17 protein-coding genes are annotated in these 17,284 nt (G+C 66.1%); 7 read left to right on the forward strand and 10 right to left on the reverse strand.

The annotated features are described in order from the left end of the window. Window positions 1-5: 5 nt before the first annotated feature. The 3 genes from C3Y92_RS08995 to C3Y92_RS09005 all read right to left on the reverse strand — a co-directional run bounded on the left by C3Y92_RS08995 (window position 6) and on the right by C3Y92_RS09005 (window position 4,936). Window positions 6-2,162, reverse strand: a complete 2,157-nt coding sequence (locus C3Y92_RS08995) for a chemotaxis protein CheA (RefSeq protein ID WP_129351799.1) — start codon at window positions 2,160-2,162, stop codon at window positions 6-8. A gap of 47 nt (window positions 2,163-2,209) precedes the next feature. Continuing rightward, window positions 2,210-4,303 carry a HAMP domain-containing methyl-accepting chemotaxis protein gene (locus tag C3Y92_RS09000; RefSeq protein ID WP_129351801.1) on the reverse strand — a complete coding sequence of 698 codons (2,094 nt, stop codon included), beginning with the start codon at window positions 4,301-4,303 and terminating at the stop codon, window positions 2,210-2,212. Between the two features lie 87 nt (window positions 4,304-4,390). Then, window positions 4,391-4,936, reverse strand: a complete 546-nt coding sequence (locus C3Y92_RS09005; protein ID WP_129351803.1) for a chemotaxis protein CheW — start codon at window positions 4,934-4,936, stop codon at window positions 4,391-4,393. A gap of 232 nt (window positions 4,937-5,168) precedes the next feature. Here C3Y92_RS09005 and C3Y92_RS09010 point away from each other — a divergent pair, with 232 nt between their 5' ends. Further along, the gene (locus C3Y92_RS09010; protein WP_129351805.1) at window positions 5,169-5,675 is read left to right on the forward strand and encodes a hypothetical protein; all 507 of its coding nucleotides are present in this window, start codon (window positions 5,169-5,171) and stop codon (window positions 5,673-5,675) included. Continuing rightward, window positions 5,675-6,784 carry a hypothetical protein gene (locus C3Y92_RS09015; protein WP_129351807.1) on the forward strand — a complete coding sequence of 370 codons (1,110 nt, stop codon included), beginning with the start codon at window positions 5,675-5,677 and terminating at the stop codon, window positions 6,782-6,784. The genes C3Y92_RS09010 and C3Y92_RS09015 overlap by 1 nt, the downstream gene beginning before the upstream one ends. A 152-nt stretch (window positions 6,785-6,936) precedes the next feature. On the opposite strand, the gene rfaE2 is transcribed toward C3Y92_RS09015, so the two are convergent. Both rfaE2 and C3Y92_RS09025 read right to left on the reverse strand, forming a co-directional pair. Next, a complete protein-coding gene (gene rfaE2 / locus C3Y92_RS09020) occupies window positions 6,937-7,425 on the reverse strand; it encodes a D-glycero-beta-D-manno-heptose 1-phosphate adenylyltransferase (protein ID WP_129351809.1) in 489 nt (162 codons plus the stop codon). Then, on the reverse strand, window positions 7,415-8,221 hold the full coding sequence (locus C3Y92_RS09025) for a YkgJ family cysteine cluster protein (RefSeq protein WP_129351811.1): 807 nt from the start codon (window positions 8,219-8,221) through the stop codon (window positions 7,415-7,417). The genes rfaE2 and C3Y92_RS09025 overlap by 11 nt, the downstream gene beginning before the upstream one ends. 249 nt (window positions 8,222-8,470) lie before the next feature. On the opposite strand from C3Y92_RS09025, the gene C3Y92_RS09030 reads away from it, so the two are divergent. The 4 genes from C3Y92_RS09030 to C3Y92_RS09045 all read left to right on the forward strand — a co-directional run bounded on the left by C3Y92_RS09030 (window position 8,471) and on the right by C3Y92_RS09045 (window position 11,687). After that, window positions 8,471-8,866 (forward strand): ATP-binding protein, encoded by a 396-nt coding sequence (locus C3Y92_RS09030; protein ID WP_235669665.1) that lies wholly within the window; start codon window positions 8,471-8,473, stop codon window positions 8,864-8,866. Between the two features lie 19 nt (window positions 8,867-8,885). Further along, the gene (locus tag C3Y92_RS09035; protein ID WP_129351815.1) at window positions 8,886-9,221 is read left to right on the forward strand and encodes an STAS domain-containing protein; all 336 of its coding nucleotides are present in this window, start codon (window positions 8,886-8,888) and stop codon (window positions 9,219-9,221) included. A 25-nt stretch (window positions 9,222-9,246) separates the two neighbouring features. Next, the gene (locus C3Y92_RS09040) at window positions 9,247-9,894 is read left to right on the forward strand and encodes a hypothetical protein (protein WP_129351817.1); all 648 of its coding nucleotides are present in this window, start codon (window positions 9,247-9,249) and stop codon (window positions 9,892-9,894) included. Window positions 9,895-9,977: 83 nt separating this feature from the next. Continuing rightward, window positions 9,978-11,687, forward strand: coding sequence for a dynamin family protein (locus tag C3Y92_RS09045; RefSeq protein ID WP_129351819.1), 1,710 nt, complete (start codon window positions 9,978-9,980; stop codon window positions 11,685-11,687). A 141-nt stretch (window positions 11,688-11,828) separates the two neighbouring features. Here C3Y92_RS09045 and C3Y92_RS09050 read toward each other — a convergent pair whose 3' ends face one another. Then, window positions 11,829-12,254 carry a thermonuclease family protein gene (locus tag C3Y92_RS09050; RefSeq protein WP_129351821.1) on the reverse strand — a complete coding sequence of 142 codons (426 nt, stop codon included), beginning with the start codon at window positions 12,252-12,254 and terminating at the stop codon, window positions 11,829-11,831. Window positions 12,255-12,522: 268 nt separating this feature from the next. Between C3Y92_RS09050 and secF the strand changes: the two genes are divergently transcribed. Then, window positions 12,523-13,626 carry a protein translocase subunit SecF gene (secF, locus tag C3Y92_RS09055; RefSeq protein WP_129351823.1) on the forward strand — a complete coding sequence of 368 codons (1,104 nt, stop codon included), beginning with the start codon at window positions 12,523-12,525 and terminating at the stop codon, window positions 13,624-13,626. 507 nt (window positions 13,627-14,133) lie between these two features. Here the strand turns inward: secF and C3Y92_RS09060 are convergent. The 4 genes from C3Y92_RS09060 to gap all read right to left on the reverse strand — a co-directional run bounded on the left by C3Y92_RS09060 (window position 14,134) and on the right by gap (window position 17,284). Next, a complete protein-coding gene (locus C3Y92_RS09060) occupies window positions 14,134-14,442 on the reverse strand; it encodes a hypothetical protein (RefSeq protein WP_235669666.1) in 309 nt (102 codons plus the stop codon). Window positions 14,443-14,505: 63 nt separating this feature from the next. After that, entirely contained in the window at window positions 14,506-14,772 is a 267-nt protein-coding gene (locus C3Y92_RS09065) for a hypothetical protein (protein WP_129351827.1), read from the reverse strand. A gap of 211 nt (window positions 14,773-14,983) precedes the next feature. Continuing rightward, window positions 14,984-16,150, reverse strand: coding sequence for a response regulator (locus tag C3Y92_RS09070; protein ID WP_129351829.1), 1,167 nt, complete (start codon window positions 16,148-16,150; stop codon window positions 14,984-14,986). Window positions 16,151-16,300: 150 nt separating this feature from the next. Beyond that, complete coding sequence (gap, locus tag C3Y92_RS09075) at window positions 16,301-17,284, reverse strand: type I glyceraldehyde-3-phosphate dehydrogenase (protein WP_015860610.1); 984 nt, start codon at window positions 17,282-17,284, stop codon at window positions 16,301-16,303.

Genomic DNA, 17,284 nt, shown 5'->3' on the forward strand with positions numbered 1-17,284 from the left:
CCCGGCTACTGCGGCACTGTACGAAACGGTTCGCTGGTCTGCAAGCGGCTGTCTTCCCGGCCGCGCACGAAACGCACGAGCTGGGGCACGTCGAGGATCAGCGAGATGCTGCCGTCGCCGTTGATCGTGGTGCCGGAAATCCATTTGAGATGGCGGTAACAGTCGTCGAGGCTTTTGATGACGGCCTGCTGGCGGCCGATGACTTTGTCCACGCAAAAGCCGACGGTTTCACCTTCGGCCTCGGTAATGACCACCCGCTCATAGCCGGGCTGGTCGCCAGGCACCTCGAAGAGCCGGCGCAGGCTGACCACCGGAGCCATGGACCCCATGCGCTCGATAGTGTCCACGGTGCGGACCTGTCCCTCCACAAAGCGTTCCTGGAAGCCACGGAGGTTGGCCAGGGGCACGATGAAGGAGTCGCCGCCGACCATGACGTTGAATCCGTCGATGATGGCCAGGGTGAGCGGCAAGCGAATGGTCACGGTGGCGCCCTGGCCAAGGACGCTTGCGAGTTCCACCGTGCCGCGCAGGGCCTCGATGTTTTTCTTGACCACGTCCATGCCCACGCCCCGGCCGGACACGTCGGAAACCTTGGCCGCCGTGGAAAAGCCCGGGGCGAAGATGCAGTCCAAAAGCTCCTTTTCCGAGGGTTCGGCCTCGGGCGCGAAGAGTCCGCGCTCCACGGCCTTGCGGCGCACGGCGGCCACATCGATGCCCCGGCCGTCGTCGGCGATGACGATGACCACGTTGCCGCCGGAATGGTTGGCGGAAAGGGTCACCCGGCCCTGGGGGGACTTGCCGGCGGCCTGGCGTTCCTCGGGGCGTTCCAGGCCGTGGTCCAGGCTGTTGCGCAGCAGATGGACCAGGGGGTCCTTGATGCGATCGATGACGGTCTTGTCGAGTTCGGTTTCGCCGCCGTGGGCCACGAATTCCACGTCTTTGCCGAGGCTTGCGGCCAGGTCGCGGGTTAAGCGCGTGAACTGGCTGAAGACCGAGCCGATGGGCAACATGCGAAGCCCGAGTGCCACGTCGCGCAGGTTGTCCGTGAGGCGTTCGAGATCCTCGTCCACTTCGGTGACGGCGTCGAGATCCCGGGCCTTGGCCGCCTGGCGTAGCCGCGATTGCAGGATAACCAGTTCGCCGACCATGCTGACCAGGCTGTCGAGGCGGGCGGCGTCCACGCGCAGGGTGGCGGCCGCCGCCGGGGCCTTGGCCTGGGGCGCGGCGCGCGGTTCGGAGCCTTTCTTGGTCTGGCTTTTCTGCTTGGCGCTTTCGATAAGGGCCAGCTTCGCGGCCAGGGCCGCCTCCAGTCGATTGCCTGCAACCTCCAGGTCTTCGTCGTCATGGCCCTTGAGGGCGGCCAGGAGTTCGTCGAGGTCGGCGGCCCGCAGGATGCCGGTATGCAGATGATGGATGCCGACCTCGGAGTCGCCTTCGACAAAGATGAACACGTCGCGCAGGTTATCCACGGCGCAAGGCGTGGCGATGAGCATGTCGAACAGGCCGTAGACACGCTCGGGGTCGAAATCGTCGTTGTCCAGGACCGGCTTGGGACCGTGGCGCAGCACGTGCATCTCGCCCATTGTGTCGAGTTCGGCCAAAAGCCGCACCGGATCGTTGCCGGTGAGCAGCATGTCCGGGTTGGGGCGCAGACGGACCCAGTAGATGCTCGGCGGCCCGGGCAGGGCCGGGCAGGCGTATTCGTGTTCTCCCGAGGCCGGCCGCAGGATGGGCGGCTCTCCGGCGTCGCCCGCAAGGTCCGGGGCGGTCGCCGCGCCTCCGGGCAGATAGGCGGCAAAGGAGGCCAGGAGGCGGTCCGAGGCGTTGCGGTGGGCGTGCTGCTGGTCGCGGGGGGCTTCGAGCAGGGTCAGGATATGATCCTTGGCGGCCAGGGTGAGGCTCAAAAGTTCCCGGTTGACAGGCAGGTCGCCGGTGCGCACCCGGTCCAGGACGGTTTCCACGTCATGGGTGAAACGGGAAATTTCCTCGAAGCCGAACATGGCTCCGCCGCCCTTGATGGTGTGCATGGCCCGAAAACAGGCGTCCAGCCGGGCCGTGTCGTCGGGATTGGTCTCGAGTTCGAGCAGACCTTGTTCGAGTTCGCCGAGCAGTTCCCGGGTTTCTTCTATATAGAGAGCAATGGACGGATCAACGTCGGGCATGTCGGGCCTCCCTGTCGCCGGTGGTAAACTCTCTGGCCGGGGCGGACCTAGAAGCGTTCGAACTGCTCATCATCGCCTTCCATGTCGATGCTCAAGGCCGTGGCCTTGTTTTTTCCCGGCACGGGTGCGGTCGGCAGCCGCCGAGGCGGTCTGGCCGCTGCCCTGGGAACGGCTTTGGCTCCGGGGGGAGGGGAAGTCGGACGTTGCGAGCCGTCAAGCCGGAAGTAGCTGATGCTGGCCTGAAGCTGCTCGGCCTGGGCCGAGAGTTCCTCGGAAGTGGAGGCCAGTTCCTCGGAGGCCGAGGCGTTTTGCTGGATCACTTGGTCAAGTTGCTGCAGGGCCTTGTTGACCTGGGAGGAACCGGTGGACTGTTCCTGGCTGGCGGCGTTGATTTCCTGAACGAGATCAGCGGTGCGCTGGATGTCGGGAACGAGCTTGCCGAGCAGTTCGCCGGCGCGTTCGGCCACGGACGTGGAAGAGCGGGAAAGCCGAGTGATTTCCGAAGCGGCGGTCTGGCTGCGCTCGGCAAGCTTGCGGACCTCGGCCGCGACCACGGCGAAGCCGCGGCCGTGTTCGCCGGCCCGGGCCGCCTCCACGGCGGCGTTTAACGCCAGCAGATCGGTTTGCCGGGCGATTTCCTCGATGATGGAGATCTTGCCGGCAATGTCCTTCATGGCGCCCACGGCCTGGGCCACGGCCTGGCCGGATTCGCGGGCGTCGCCGGCGGCCTTGACGGCGATGGCCTCGGTTTGCCGGGCGTTGTCGGCGTTCTGGCTGATGCTGGAGGTCATTTCCTCCATGGCCGACGAGGACTCCTCCACGGCCGATGCCTGTTCGGTGGCCCCCTGGGACAGGGATTCGGCCGAGGCACTCATCTCCTCGCTGCCCGAAGCCACGTTCTCGGCTCCAGACTGCACTTCGCTCACCACGTCCCGCAGCCGTTCAATCATTTCCTGCATGCCGCGCAGCAGCACATCCTTGTCCGAGCGCGGCGTGACCGCCACGCTCAGGTCGCCTTCAGCGAGGCTGGCGGCCACCCCGGCGGCCATGCGTTCGGCCTCGATCATGCGCTGCATGGAGACGAGCAGCGCGCCGATTTCGTCATGGCTGTCGATGGTCACGGCCACGTTGAGGTCCCCATGGGCCACGGCGTCGGCCACGGTGATGGCTCCCCGCACGCCGCGCAGGATGGCCCGGGTGATGAAGACGGCGAAGATGACGCCCAGCAGCACAGCGGCGGCCGAAGCGCCGAGACTGAGCAGGTTGGCCGTCCGGGCTTCCTCGGCCATGGCGGTTTTCTGGGCCTCGACGGCTTGATCGGCGAGTTGGCCGGCCTTGTCGGCGGCGGCGGCCATGTCCTTGACCACGGCGGCCTGGGCGTCTGCGGCCTGGAGAAAGCCGTCCATGCGTGTTTTATAGACGTCGGCCTTGGCGGTTATTTCGGCCAAGAGGCTCCGGTCTCCGGCGTCGCTCATAAGCTGCGAGGCATCCCGCGTCGCGGCGATGAGTTTGTCGAGCAACGTGCGGGCGGTATCCATCCGGGTCCTGTCGCCGCGCCAAAGGTAGTAGAGGACCTCGATGCGGGCACGAAGAAACTGTTGTTCGATGTTCTCGATGCGAAGTCGCAAAGAGGTCATCCGGGCGGTATTCTCGGCGCTGGAGTCCGCGTTTTTCTTTTGTTGTTCCTCTTGGCGACCGAGCAGTTCCTCGGTGGTTTTTTGCAAGGAGTTGGCGGCATCGACAACGGTCTTAAACGTCTCGTCCCTGGTCTTCTCGCCTTCCAGATAGCGGGAAAGGCCGCTTTCATAGGCCGTTGCCGCCGCGACGAGATTGTCCATCAGTTCCACGTTGCGTGGATCGTTCAAGGATCGCCTGAGTGTTTGCGCCTTGTCCTTGGCCAGTCCGAGATGTTTGCGAAACGCTTCAAGTCTTGCGTTGTCCTTGGACTGCATGAAATAGAGCATATCCATTCGGGCGTTGAGTACATTGTCGCTGATGGAGGTGACGGCATCCATTTTATCGACGCGGGACATCAGATCTCCCAGGCCATTGTATCCGATGCCGGACACGATGAGCGTGAGGCAGATGAGCAGGCCAAACCCGGAGCCGAGTTTGAAGGCCAAACCACGGTTGTTGAACATATTCGCTCCCGCTGTGAAATACTCGCGCCTGCCCGGGCCGGACATGGCGCCCTTGTTCAAACGCTGCCTGCAACGCAAAAAAGCCGTCTAGCGGAAAAAGTCCTCGTCGGAGGCGGCCGCCGCTGGCTGCTTGGGCGGCGGGGCGTCGTCGCCCAAGACCCGGGAGAGATCGTGTATTTCATCGCTGGAAAAGACCTTGTCCACGTCGAGAACAAGCAGAAACCGCTCGCCGTGCTTGCCGATGCCCCGGATGAAGTCGGCCCGCACGGCCGCGCCCATGCGGGGCGGCGGATCAATGCGGTCGGTCTCAAGCTCAAGCACTTCCTTGACCGAGTCGGCCAGGGCGCCCATGACGGACAGGGCGTCGTCTTTTTTGATTTCCACGATGACGATGCGGGTGTTGAGCGTGCGCTCCACCTGTCCCAGGCCGAATTTCATGCGCAAATCGACCACGGGCACGGCGCTGCCGCGCACGTTGACCACCCCGCGCATGTATTCCGGGGTTTGCGGGATGCGGGTGATGTCCGTGTAATCGAGAATTTCCCTGACGGAAAAGATGTCAATGGCGAAAAGTTCGTTGCCAAGGGTCAGCGTAAGGAAACGCTGGCTGCCGTACTGGGCGTCCTGGGCCATGTGATGCTCCCTGTCTCGCGGCTTTACGGGCGTTTTGCGGAACAAAAGGGTCCACTTGTCTTTATGATACTCGTAATTCGGTAGAATGACAACGCCTTTTTTACTTTTCTTAAGCTCAGCGACCGTTTTTTGCCAAGCGTGGTCATCCGTTTTGGCCGGGGCCGCTCCTCTCGGCGACACTCCACTTTTTCGTTTTTTTCCTCTACGGTAACGGGAAAAGGGGGAGGACGCCATGCCGCCAAAAAACGCCACCGCCGCCGCCGTAGGCAAGACCCTGGCCGATCGCCGTGAACAGGCCCGGGAGGCCGCCCTCAAGGAATTGCGGGCGCTGCGCGGCGACCTGAACACCCTGGAGGCCGTGCTGACCGGCAAACGCAAGAAAGCCGATTTTTCCCCATTCGACGTGGTGCACGGCGCTTTCGAAATCTTTCGCCACGCCGCCTCGGTCTTCGAGGCCGAAGACATGCTGGCCGCCTGCGCCCGAGAACTCGAAGCGGCCAAGGCCCAGGACTATCTCCAGCGCCACGGGGCCAACGACCTAGTCAAGCCGGCCGGTTGGCATTGGATATCCCCGCGTGGCGAAATGCATTTTCTCGCCAAGTCCGACGACGCCGACAAGGCTGCGGCCAGGCTCGCCGAGCTCCTTCAGGCCGGCCGACGGCCCAAGCGCAAGGACAAGGCCGACAACCAGACCGAGGCCGAACCCGCTGCCCCGGCCCCGGCTCAGATCGAAGCGTAATGGATACGTCCGGCGACACCATCATGGCGCTGTTGCGACGTTTGGGCGCGGCGTCCCTTGTGGTCCTGGCCCTGGCCGGTTGCTCCGAGGAGCCTGCCGACGAGGTTGAGCGCGGCCCGGCCGGCAAGACCCCGGTGGTGCGCCCCGAGGACGTCCACGGCCAGGGCGCCGGTCGGGCCGCCGCCGTGCTGGCCCCGGACTACCGCCAGGACATGAAGCCGGGCGTCACCGACCCGCCCGCGGCGGCCATGGCCCCCGCCGAACCCGCAGGCCGCCTTTTCGCGGCCAAGCCGGGTCAGCCTGCGGCTGCGCCGCCCGTCGCGACAGGGCAGCCCCCGGCCGCCCCGGTGGCGACGGCCCAGCCCGCGCCGTCGCCCGTGCCCATCATCCCGCCCCCGGCCGGCCAGCCGCCCCAGCCCGGCGTTGTGCAGCAGCCCTCGACCGGTTTCCCGGTGCAGGACGCCCGCCAGCTCGTGCTGGTCACGGCCCCCGACGCCCTGGCCGACAAGGGAACGCTACGGCGCTTTGCCCGCACCGGTCCGGGCGCGCCCTGGGTCGAGGCCGGCCAGCCGGTCCCCTGCCGCCTGGGCCGCAAGGGTCTGGGCCTGGGCCGTGGTCTGGCTCCGGTTCTTCCCGGCGGTCCGGTCAAGCGCGAAGGCGACGGCCGCACACCGGCCGGCCTGTTCCCGATTCCGGCCGCCTTCGGCTACGCCTCAGCCGAGGACGCGGCCAAGGCCGGCGTGCGCCTGCCGTATGTGGCGGTAAGCGACCGGACATCGTGCGTCACCGATGCCGGCTCGCCGCTTTTCGGGAAGGTGGTGGGGCCGGGAGAACGGCCCGAGGGCGGGGTGCGCCAGGATCGCATGGTGCGCGACGACGGGGCCAACGCCTGGGGCGTGGTCATCGGCCACAATGCCGGCGCGGCCGATCCCCAGGCCGGAACATGCATTTTTCTCAACGTGCGCCCGGCCGGCGGGCCGGCCACCGGCGGCAGCGTGGGCATCCCGGCCGAAGCCGCCTCCGCCCTGGCCGCCTGGCTCGATCCGGCGGCGCGGCCCGTGATCGCGGTTCTGCCCGAGGCCGAGGCCAGGGCCTGGGGCCTGCCCTGAGCGTCGTGCGGGGCCGGTGAACGGAAAACATGGGGCGAGGGCGACCGACACGCGTCGCGTCCACGAAACGCGCCTCTTGGCGTTTCGCGGACAACACGCAAGCCATTATTGGCTCTTTATAACGGCCCTCGTCTCCATGAACAGGCCCGACCCTAGGCCCGACCCCGTTCTAAAATACGTTCGATGACGGCGGTGGTGGAAAGCCCCGGCGTCAGGGGCAGGCTGACGACCTTGCCGCCCCGGGCCGCCACCGCCTCGCCGCCGACGATGGCCGCCACCGGCCAGTCGCCGCCCTTGACCAGGACGTCGGGCTGGATGGTCAGGATGAGCTCAAGCGGCGTGTCTTCCGCAAAAAGCGACACGTAGTCCACGCAGGCCAGGGATGCCAGGACAAAGGCCCGCTGGGCCTCGGGCGTCACCGGCCGACTTGGCCCCTTGAGGCGCGCCACCGAGGCGTCGTCGTTAAGCCCCACCACGAGCAGGTCGCCAAGGGCCCGGGCCCGGGCCAGAAGATCGGCGTGGCCGGCGTGGAGCAGGTCGAAGCAGCCGTTGGTGAACACCACCGTGCGCCCCGGCCGGACCTGGGCCACGGCTGCGGCCAGGGCAACGCGGCCAAGGATTTTGTCGTGCTCAAATGTCATGGCGCTTGCGGCGAAGCCGTTCCTGGCGACCAAAAAAGACCAGCTCCAGCCAGTCCAGGCCAAATTCCAACGTAGCCTCCTCGTCGGCCATGATCCGGGCCTGCCGCTTTGCGTCAATCTCCACCAGATTGAAGATGCCCATCTTCCCGATAAGCTCCCGGAATTCGTCGGGCAGGTACTGGGCCAGCCAGACCATCTGGATCTGCTTGGGGGAAAGCCCGACCCCCTTGCCGCGCGTGAGCGCCATGAGGAACATGTAGCGGTCGTTGAAGCGGTTGTAGACGGCCAGATCCTGGTCGGTCAGCCACTTATCCGAGCTCCAGTCGCGCGATTCCTCGAAACCCCGGCAGTGCGGCTCCTGGACGATGAAAAATTGTTCGATGACGCCGCCGTCGTCGTCAAGCTTGGTGGCCCGGCCTAGCGGATAGGTGCGGCAGGCCCCGGGGCGGTCGCCGTAGACCTTGCAGCCTTCGGGCGAGACAAAGGGGCAGCGTTTGGCCCGCTCCTCGCGCATCTTGAGGTGCAGCATGGGAAAACCGGTGTCCGGGGCCTCGAATCGCCGGGCAAAGTGGTTCATGAAGTCCACCGGCGTGACGCCAAGGGCCCGGCGCAGCCGCAAGGCATCGTAGGGCGTGAGCATGAGCGTCAGGTCCGAGCAGCAGGCGTTGAAGCAGGGCACCTCGGGATGGCAGGCGAAACGGAAGGTTTCGCCGGCCGTGAGCTCGGGCAGGGATTTGAGGAAGGCTTCGGTGGCGTCGGCCTCGTTTTCGGCCAGGGCCTCGTTTAGGTCTTTCATGGCGTCTATGCTCCTTGGCCGATGCCTTTAGCCCCGGGCGGCGTGCCTTGGCAACCGCCGGGGTCCTTGCCTTGACAGGGCTTGAAAAAACGGGAAGCTTCCCGTGATCGGTCGTGCGCTTCAGCGCGGCCGTGAGTTTTTCATGCCGTCGGACGGGCCTAGCCGGCCCGAGTCGAGGCCAATTACGCACGGGACGCTCCGCAAAGGGGGACGCCGCGCGTCGGGGACAGGATGCTGCCGGGTTTTTCCTTGCGCATAGCCAACCGCCTGCTGGAACTGGACCGCGTGGCCGACGCCGTGGAAGCCTTCGGCGAGGCCCATGGTCTTTCCGCCAAGCTGCGCTATCAGCTCCGTCTGGTTCTGGACGAACTGCTCACCAACACCATTTCCTATGGCTATGCCGATGACGGGGAACACGGCATCCAAGTGGGCATGGCCGAGGAGGGCGGCCGGTTGCGCTTTCTCCTGGAGGATGACGCCCGGCCCTTCGATCCGCTGACGGCCCGGATTCCCGATGTGAACGCGCCGGTGGACGAGCGGCCCATCGGCGGGCTGGGCATCCATCTCGTGCGCAGCATCATGGACCGGGTGGCGTACGAACGCGTGGGCGGCATCAATCGCTTGGTGCTGGAAAAAGACATTTGACATCGACAAAGGGGGCGACATGCAACTCGTGGAGAAGGAGAGCGGAGAGGTCACGGTGCTGGAGCTGGGCGGCCGGCTCGACAGCAACACCTCCAAGGTGCTTGAGGATAAGGTGATGGAAATTCTCGGCCAGGGCAAAAAGAAAGTGCTCATGGATTTCGCCGAGGTGGACTACATCAATTCCACCGGCCTTCGCGTGCTGCTTCTGGCCTTGCAGCAGCTCAAAAAAATCCAGGGCAAGCTGGTCTTGTCCTCCATCAAGGATTACATGAAGGAAGTCTTCGAGATTTCCGGCTACACCGAGATTTTTCCGATTTATCCGACCCAGGCGGAGGCCCTGGCCAATTTTTCCTGATCCCCGACCGCCGAGAGGAGGACGGATGATGCCAAGACCCGTTATTGTGCCGGCGGGAATCGTCCTGGCCGCTGCCATGGTCTTTACGCTGCTGCTTACGAGCCGGCCGTCTTTGGCCGCCGAGGCCCCGGATTCCCTGGGCGGCGTCCGGCTTGGGGCAACCGTCGAAGCACAGGCGGCCAAGCTCGTGCCGGCCGAGGCCGACAAGGCCTTTCACCGCCCCTATCTCGGGATCATGCCCGTGGCCGCTCTCAAGGGCTTTCGCAGCGGCTATGTCGACTACGGCATGTGCGCGGCCAAGGGGCGGGTGGTGCGGATCAAGATGAACTACGCCGACGATTCGTTGGAGTTTTTCAACCGCATCCTGGAAGCCCTCAAGAAACGCTACGGCGAGCCCAAGGAGTGGCGCGGCAACGCCTTTGGCACGCTGCGCACCTGGAAATGGAGCCTCAAGTCCAAGGAACTCGGGGCGGTGAGCCTCATCCTCATGCACTACGCCGGCGACGACGGGGCCTTCACCGACGGCAACTCCATCCGCATCGCCGCCACCGATCTGGTCCATGCCGAGGAAGTCTGCCATGCCGGTTTGACCGCCGAAAAAAAGGGCGTGCCCGCTCCGGCGGCGGCCGACAGCATCGAAAACCTGGGACTGGACTGGTTTTTGCCGCAATAGACCCAAACGCAACCCGTCGGCGTCCGCCGTAGGCGTGGGTCGCCGCGCCGCCGCGCCGCCATGGCGGCACTTTCGGGAGTGCTGTGACCACGACACTGCTTGAAGCCCGTTATTTAGCCCTGCGCGGTGAATTGACCGGACACCTGGGCCGGCTTTGCGAACTTCTGGCCGCTTGCGGCCGGCCCGAGGGCGCGGCCACGGCCCGCGCGCTCCTTGAGCACGCCGCCGAACCGTTTCTTTTCGTGGTGGTGGGCGAGGTCAAGGCCGGCAAGAGCAGCCTCATAAACGCCTTGCTCGGCGCCGAGGTCACCGACGTGGCCCCGGACCCCTGCACCGACCGCATCCGCGTCATCGGCCGGCAAGAGACCGTGGCCAAGGCGCCGTCCGGTGACTTGGTGGTGCGCGTGGCCGTGGACAATCCGCTGCTCGACGGCCTGGCCATCGTGGACACGCCGGGCGTGGACAGCATCATCGACCGCCACCAGGAGATCACCGAGGCGTTTATTCCCCGGGCCGATCTGGCGCTTTTCACCTTTTCCGTGCTCAATCCCTATTCCCGCTCGGCCTGGGAGTTTTTCGACCTCGTGGCCGGGGCCTGGGGCCGGCGCGTGGCCTTTGCCCTGACCATGGCCGATCTGGCCAGCCGTGAGCAGATCGCGGTCAATACCGGCCGGCTACGCGAGCTGGCCCGGGAGCGCGGCGTCGAAGAGCCGGTTATCTTTCTTATTTCTTCGGAGAAAAGCCGCGCCGACCCCCAGGCAGGCGGCATCGAGGCTCTGCGCCGCCACATCCGCGAGTTGACCGCCGGGGGCGGGCATTTTGCCGGCAAGCTCGACGCCACCAGGCGTTCGGCCCTGCGCCTGCTGCAGGAACTTGGCGAGAGCCTGGACGAACGCGGCCGGGAACTGGCCGCCGACAGCGCCGAGGCCGAGCGCATCCGCTCGCGCCTGGACACGGCCCGGCTGGCCGCCGGCCGCGAGGCCGAGGTGCTGCGCACCCGGGTGGAGGCGGCCTACGCCCGGCTGTCCGAGGCATTTCTGGCTGCCTTTGCCGCCGAGCTGACCTTGGGCGGGATGCTTGGCCGGTCCGTCACGTCGCTGTGGCGGCGGGGCAAGGACGCGGCTAGTCCGGCCAAGCGGCTGGCCGAACTGGGCGAGGCCTTTGGACGCGACCTGGAGCACGAAGTGGAATCCATCGCCGCCGTGGGCGCGGCCCACATTTTCGAAAGCGTCTCGGGCTATGCCCGCATTCTGCTGGACGAGCTGCGTCTGCGCCGGTTGGCCTCGTCGCCGGCCCTGGGCGATCCGCTGTCCGGCGAGCGCGACCGGGTGCTGGCCGAGGTGGCCGGCCGGGTGGAGACCCTTTTAGCCGAAGGCGGCCCCATGGCCGGGCTTGACGCCAAGTCCGTCGCGACCATGGACCCCAGGGCGGCCATGGGCGGGGCGTTGGTGGTCTTGGGCACGATTTTCGCGGTGTCGGTCAAAAGCGCGGTCATCGACGTCACCGGCGGCGTGGTGGCCGCCCTAGGGGCGCTTATCGCCGGCAGCGCCCTCTACTGGCAGCGGCCCAAGGTTCTGCGCGAAATGCGCCGCCGGCTGGCCCACGGCGGCGAGACCCTGCGCCAGGAGCTCGACGAGCGTCTTTCCGCCCGCCTCGACCGGATATTTCGGGAGCTGGCCGACCGGTTCGAGCCCTTTTTCGCCGACATCGCGGCCCGGGGCGAGGCCTTGGCCCACTGTCGCGCCCGGCGCGACGAACTGGACGAGGCCCTGCGCCGGTTTTCGACCCAGTGACCGGCGGCGGGCGCAAGTTTGTCGCCTTGTGCGGCGTTTTCCGCGTCCGGGGGCCTCTTGTCTGCGCATTGCCTCACAGCGCCTTCGAGAACCTCAGTCCAAGCGGCTGTCGGAACTTTTGCCGTTTTGGGCTTTTTTTCTTCACCGGGCCGTGACGCCGGCATCGCTTCTGTCGGGCGTCAGTCCGGCCAGGGCGGCGGCGTCGCGGCCGGCCACCAGCACCACGGCGTTGAGGCGGAAGTATTTGTCGCGCCGGATGCGCGCGAGTGTTACGGCCGTGCCCGGCGGGAGCTGGGCGGCCATGGCCTGGCGGGCCTCCTCGGCTGCCTGGCGCACGGCCGGATCCCGGTCGCGCAGCTCCGGCGCGTTCACCCCGGCCAGACGCACGCGTATCGCTTGGCCGATGATGGGCGGATACTCCGGGATGTCCACCACCACCGTGTCGCCGTCGCACACCCGCACCACCACCGCTCGTACCTGGCCGAAATCCGGGCCGGCGGCGACAACCGGCCCGGACGACAGCCAGCAGAGGGCAAACAGCAGACAGGCGGCACGGGATGGGCGCATGGGGAAATGGTAACCGTTTATTCGATAAAATAGAATAGTAAATTTTCAGTCTGTCTTGCCGCGCCGCCAGCTGGCCGGCGGCCACGGAGGGGGCAACCCGGTAAAAGGGTTCGCCGCAACCGGCGCACGACCGGCTGGCTTCTACAACCAGCTTGACAAGGCCAGCCGGTTTGACGGAAGCTGCAAAGCCTTTCGCGACATGTACGGGGCATTGGCTTACGCCGCCCCTTGCGCCAACATTCCCGATCAATCCATTCAGGGGGAGACGATGGTTCTGGAGCTGATACGGCCCGGCACGAACATCAATTTTCTCAAGTACCGTAAACTGGCCTACCTCGTGTCGGCGGCCATCGTCCTGGCCGGCTTCATTTCGCTGGCCGTCAAGGGCGGCCCGCGTTTCGGCGTCGATTTCGCCGGCGGCTTGACCATTCAGGTACGTTTCGCCCAGCCCATGGACGTGGAACGCATCGCCAAGGCCGTGGAAGAGGTCGGGCTGCAAGGCGTCGTGGTGCAGCGCTTCGGCCAGGAGGATTCCAACGAGTTCCTCATCCGGGCCTCGGACCAGGACGTCAAGGGCGAGACCGTCCAGACCGGCGTGGAAGCTGCCCTGGCCAAGAACTTGCCGGGTTCGGGGTTTTCGGTGCAACGTCTGGAAATGGTCGGCCCCAAGGTCGGCGCGGACCTGCGCGGCAAGGCCTTGGAAGCCATCTTCTATTCCGTGCTGCTCATCGCCATCTACATCTCGGGACGTTTCGAGCATCGCTGGATGGCGGCCGGCCTCATGGCCGCGGGCCTGGCCGGCGGCATCTACGTGCTCAAGCTCGTGGGCGCGTCCACGGTCTGGCTCATCGTGGCGGCCATGCTCATCACCTTGGCGCTGTGTTTTGTCTTGCGGCTCAAGTACGCGCTGGGGGCGGTGGTGGCCGACCTGCACGACATCCTTATCACCGTGGGCATCTTCTCACTGCTCAACATCGAGTTTGACCTGACCATCGTGGCGGCGCTTCTCACCATCCTGGGCTATTCCCTCAACGACACCATCATCGTCTACGACCGCATCCGGGAAAAGCTGCGCACAACCGACAAGTCCGTGCCCTTCGAGCAGGTCATCAACCAAAGCCTCAACGAGACCCTCTCGCGCACCATCCTCACGGCCGGCACCACGCTGATCACCGTCGGTTGCCTCTATGTCCTGGGCGGGCCGGTGATTCACGACTTCGCCCTGGCCATGATCATCGGCATCTTGGCCGGCACCTTTTCCTCGGTTTTCGTGGCCAGCCCCATCCTGCTGGACCTTGGTTCGGGCTTGAACAAGCCCGAGGAACCCTCGGCTCCCAAGGCCGGCCCTCGGGTCAACGCCGCCCGGGCCTAGGCTCCGGTTGCCCCATAGCCTGTCAAAGGCCGTCCCGACGCGGGGCGGCCTTTTGCATTGGCGGCAGCGAATTCGGGCTGTTCGGCGTCTGATGGCCCACCAATCGTGAAGCGGCCGAGTATTTGGCCCTGCCTGGACTGCTGGTAAGCAGTGTCTTGGCCCGACCTCCCGTCTGGGTTGCCAAGGCATAGGAAACGGCCAGGCTGTCAAGGGCACAGGCGTTTCGTTCAAGGCTGGAGCGAGGAAGGGCAGGGCTGGGAGAACTGGGATAGGGCAAGTCGATTTGGATGGCACTTGGCGTTATCAGCTGGTTGGGTTCGATTTCGCCAGGATCGAGCAGGGAGAACGTCGAAAGGCAACGCTTGCCCGGGGCGGGCAAACGCTCTCCCTGGCCTTGGCCCCAACACATTATGCCAAGGCCGCCGCGAAAGGCCCAAGAGCAAGGAGCGCCACGATTGGCGGAAACGGGGCTGGCCGGCCAGCCTGAGGGAACGCGTCGCCGGGCGTCTACTGGGCGGGCTTGCCGCCCTTGGAGGCGTCGTAGGCGGCCAGCTCCCGCTCGTAGCGGTCCATTTCCACCCGGGCGGCCTCCTTGGCCCGGACATAGTGGTCCAGGGCTTCGGTGTTGCCGTCCTTGCGGGCCTCGTCCTCGGCCTGGCCGAAGCGAACGTAGGCGTTGCGGTAGGTCTTGATTTTTTCCGCCAGGAATTCCCGCTGGTCCGGGGCGATCCAGGGGTTCTTGGGACCCGCGCCGCAGCCAAGAAGGAAAAGGCACAATGTGGCAACAGGGACAAGACGCAGACAAGGAAGGATCATGCGATTTGGCTTCATAAGAAAATGCGGGGTTTGGCTCATGTCGCCGCAAGGCTTGGTCGGAGTCTAGAGCCGGATGTTGACGATGCCGCCCGAGGCGACTTCCACCGCACCTGCCGGAGCGGGCACGACGCTTCCGGCCGGAGCCGGTTCCACGGACCCGGCCGGTTGGACGTCGAAGGGGCCGGTGGGCGGCGTGGTCTGGACCATGCCGGCCGGAGACGGCGTGGTCATGCCGGGAGGCAGGGCCTCGACATGGCCGGGAGGCAGGGACTCGAATCGGCCCGGCGGTCCCGCTTCGACGTGTCCCGCCGGGGTGACGGCGTCAGACATGGCGTACCTCCGGCGGCGATCCAATCGCCGCTGCTGCCTATGTGCCCCACTTCGGGCGGCATGGCAACAGCCGCGATGCTTTCGGTACAGATATGCGCCTGGCTGGGGCGTGTCCTGGAAATGGGGGGATCCAGACGGCGTTACGCGCGCCAAATGCGGGCAACAGGGACGACGTCAGGGCAGGGCCTGTCGGTTTTGTAACGGCGCGGCATCAGGCCGCCTTGGCCGAACGCCGGGGCCGCACCAGCGTTTCGGTGGCCAGGCCGGCCAGGTAGAGCACGCCCCGCAGCAGCAGCGGCAATTGGCCGGAAGCGTCCTTACCTTGGTCGTGGGCCAGGGGAATCTCGGGGGTGTCGGCCTGGCCGGTAAGGCGGCGGTGGATGGCCCGGGCTTCCAGGTGGCGTTCGTTTAAGGACAGGCCCTTGCGCACGGCCCGTTCGGCCAGGTCCGGCCGGCGCAGGAAGTGGTAGGCCTTGGACAGGCCCACGTAGGCGTCGGCATTTTTGGGCGCCAACTCCAGGGCCAGGCGGAAAAGTGACACGGCGGCGGCGTAGTGGCGGTCGCGCACGAGTTCGTTGCCCAGGGCCAAAAAGGGGTTGAACCCGGCTTCATCGGCGGCCAGCAGGGTGACGAACTGGTCGCGCAGTTCGGCGAAGCGCTGGACCCGGGCGCAGGCATTGGCCGCCTGCTTCATGTAGTGGCGGTAGCGGCGCTGGCTGCCCTTGGCCAGCCAGGCCCGGGCCAGCCCCAGGTGGGCCTCGACATAGAGCTTGTTGGCGGCCAGGGCCCGGTGGAAGGCCAGGATGGCCCGCTCCACGTCGCGCACGGCCAGGGCGGCCATGCCTTCCTCGAAATGGCGAGGCGCGTCGTCCGGAGTCTCGGCCAGGGCCTCGTAGCCCCGGACCGCTCCCTCGAAGTCGCCGGCCGCTTCCTTGGCCGCAGCCCGGGCCAGGGCCGCCCGTTCGGCGGCTGCAAAGCGGGCCATGTGGGAGGCCATGGTCAGATGGCGGCGGAAAGCGTCCTCGGAGTAGGGGCGCAGCAGGAAACCGGCCACGCCGAGCTTGACCGCCGAGAGCACCTCGGCCTTGGTCCCGCCAGTCGCGGCCAGGATCACCGGGATGTCGGCCAGTTCAGGATCGGCGCGAAGGGCGGTGACGAGATCGCGTCCGTCCATGTCGGCCAGGCTCGCGTCGCAAAAGATCAGGCTCGGGCGCTCCCGGCGCACGGCAGCCAGGGCCTCGGCCCCGGAGACGACATGACGCACGGCGAAGATGCGGGCCTGCTTGAAAAAGGCGCGGTCCACCCGGGCCACGGCGTCGCTGGCGGCGACGATGAGGGCGGAAGCGATGGAGTTGGTGGCGGTGGTCGGCACGGTCATGGGCGCATCCTGGGGTTTGGAGCCGGGCGGCATTGCCCCGGCCTTGCAAACCGTATCGACCGCTTCCCGATTTGCATTAGGCCCAAACCAAAAGGAAAGCGCCCGTCGGGATTCCCGGCGGGCGCATGAAATCGTCAGGCCAAAGGGCGACTACAGGGCGGAGACTTTCTTGATGAGGCGCACGAGCTGGTGGGTGAACCCGGCCTCGTTGTCGTACCAGGACAGCACCTTGGCCATGGTGCCGTCGATGACCTGGGAAGCCTTGGCGTCCACTACGCCGCCATGGGTGTCGCCCACGAAGTCGATGGAAACCAGCGGCTCCTCGGTGTAGCCCATGCCGTCGCCGGCGGCGGCGGCCAGCACGGCCAACATGCCGGCGGTGTCCGTGGGCTTGGCCAGCTCGCAGGTGAAATCCACCACCGACACATTAGGGGTGGGCACGCGGATGGACATGCCGTCCAGACGTCCGGCCAGGGCCGGGATGACCTTGGTCACGGCCCGGGCGGCGCCGGTGGTGGTGGGGATCATGGACAGGCCGCAGGCCCGGCCGCGCCGCCAGTCCTTGTGGGAACCGTCGAGAATTCGCTGGCTCATGGTGTAGGAGTGGATGGTGGTCATCAGGCCATGTTTGATGCCGAAGGCGTCGTTTAAGGCCTTGGCCACCGGGGCGAGGCAGTTGGTGGTGCAGGAGGCGTTGGAGATGATTTTGTGCTCGGGCCGCAGCTCATCGTCGTTGACGCCCATGACGATGGTGACGTCCTCGTTTTTGCCCGGGGCGCTGATGATGACCTTCTTCGCGCCGCAGGCCATGTGCTTCTCGCAGGAGTCGCGGTCCACGAACTTGCCCGTGGTCTCGACGACGTACTGGCAGCCAAGCTCGCCCCAGCGCCATTCGCCGCCGCCGTGGCGGCTGATCTTGACCAGCTTGTCGTTGATCAATAGGCCTTCGTCGCAAGGGACGACCGTGCCGGCGAACCGGCCGTGCACGGAGTCGTATTTGAGCAGATGGGCCAGCTGGGCGTTGTCGGCCCGGGCGTTTATCGCCGCCAAGGTGATGTCCGGATCGTCGGCCAGAAGCCGGGTCAGGTATCTGCCGATGCGGCCGAATCCGTTGATGCCGATGGTAACCGCCAT

Origin of the sequence: Solidesulfovibrio carbinolicus (genome assembly GCF_004135975.1) — a bacterium.
Classification (GTDB): Bacteria; Desulfobacterota; Desulfovibrionia; order Desulfovibrionales; family Desulfovibrionaceae; genus Solidesulfovibrio; species Solidesulfovibrio carbinolicus.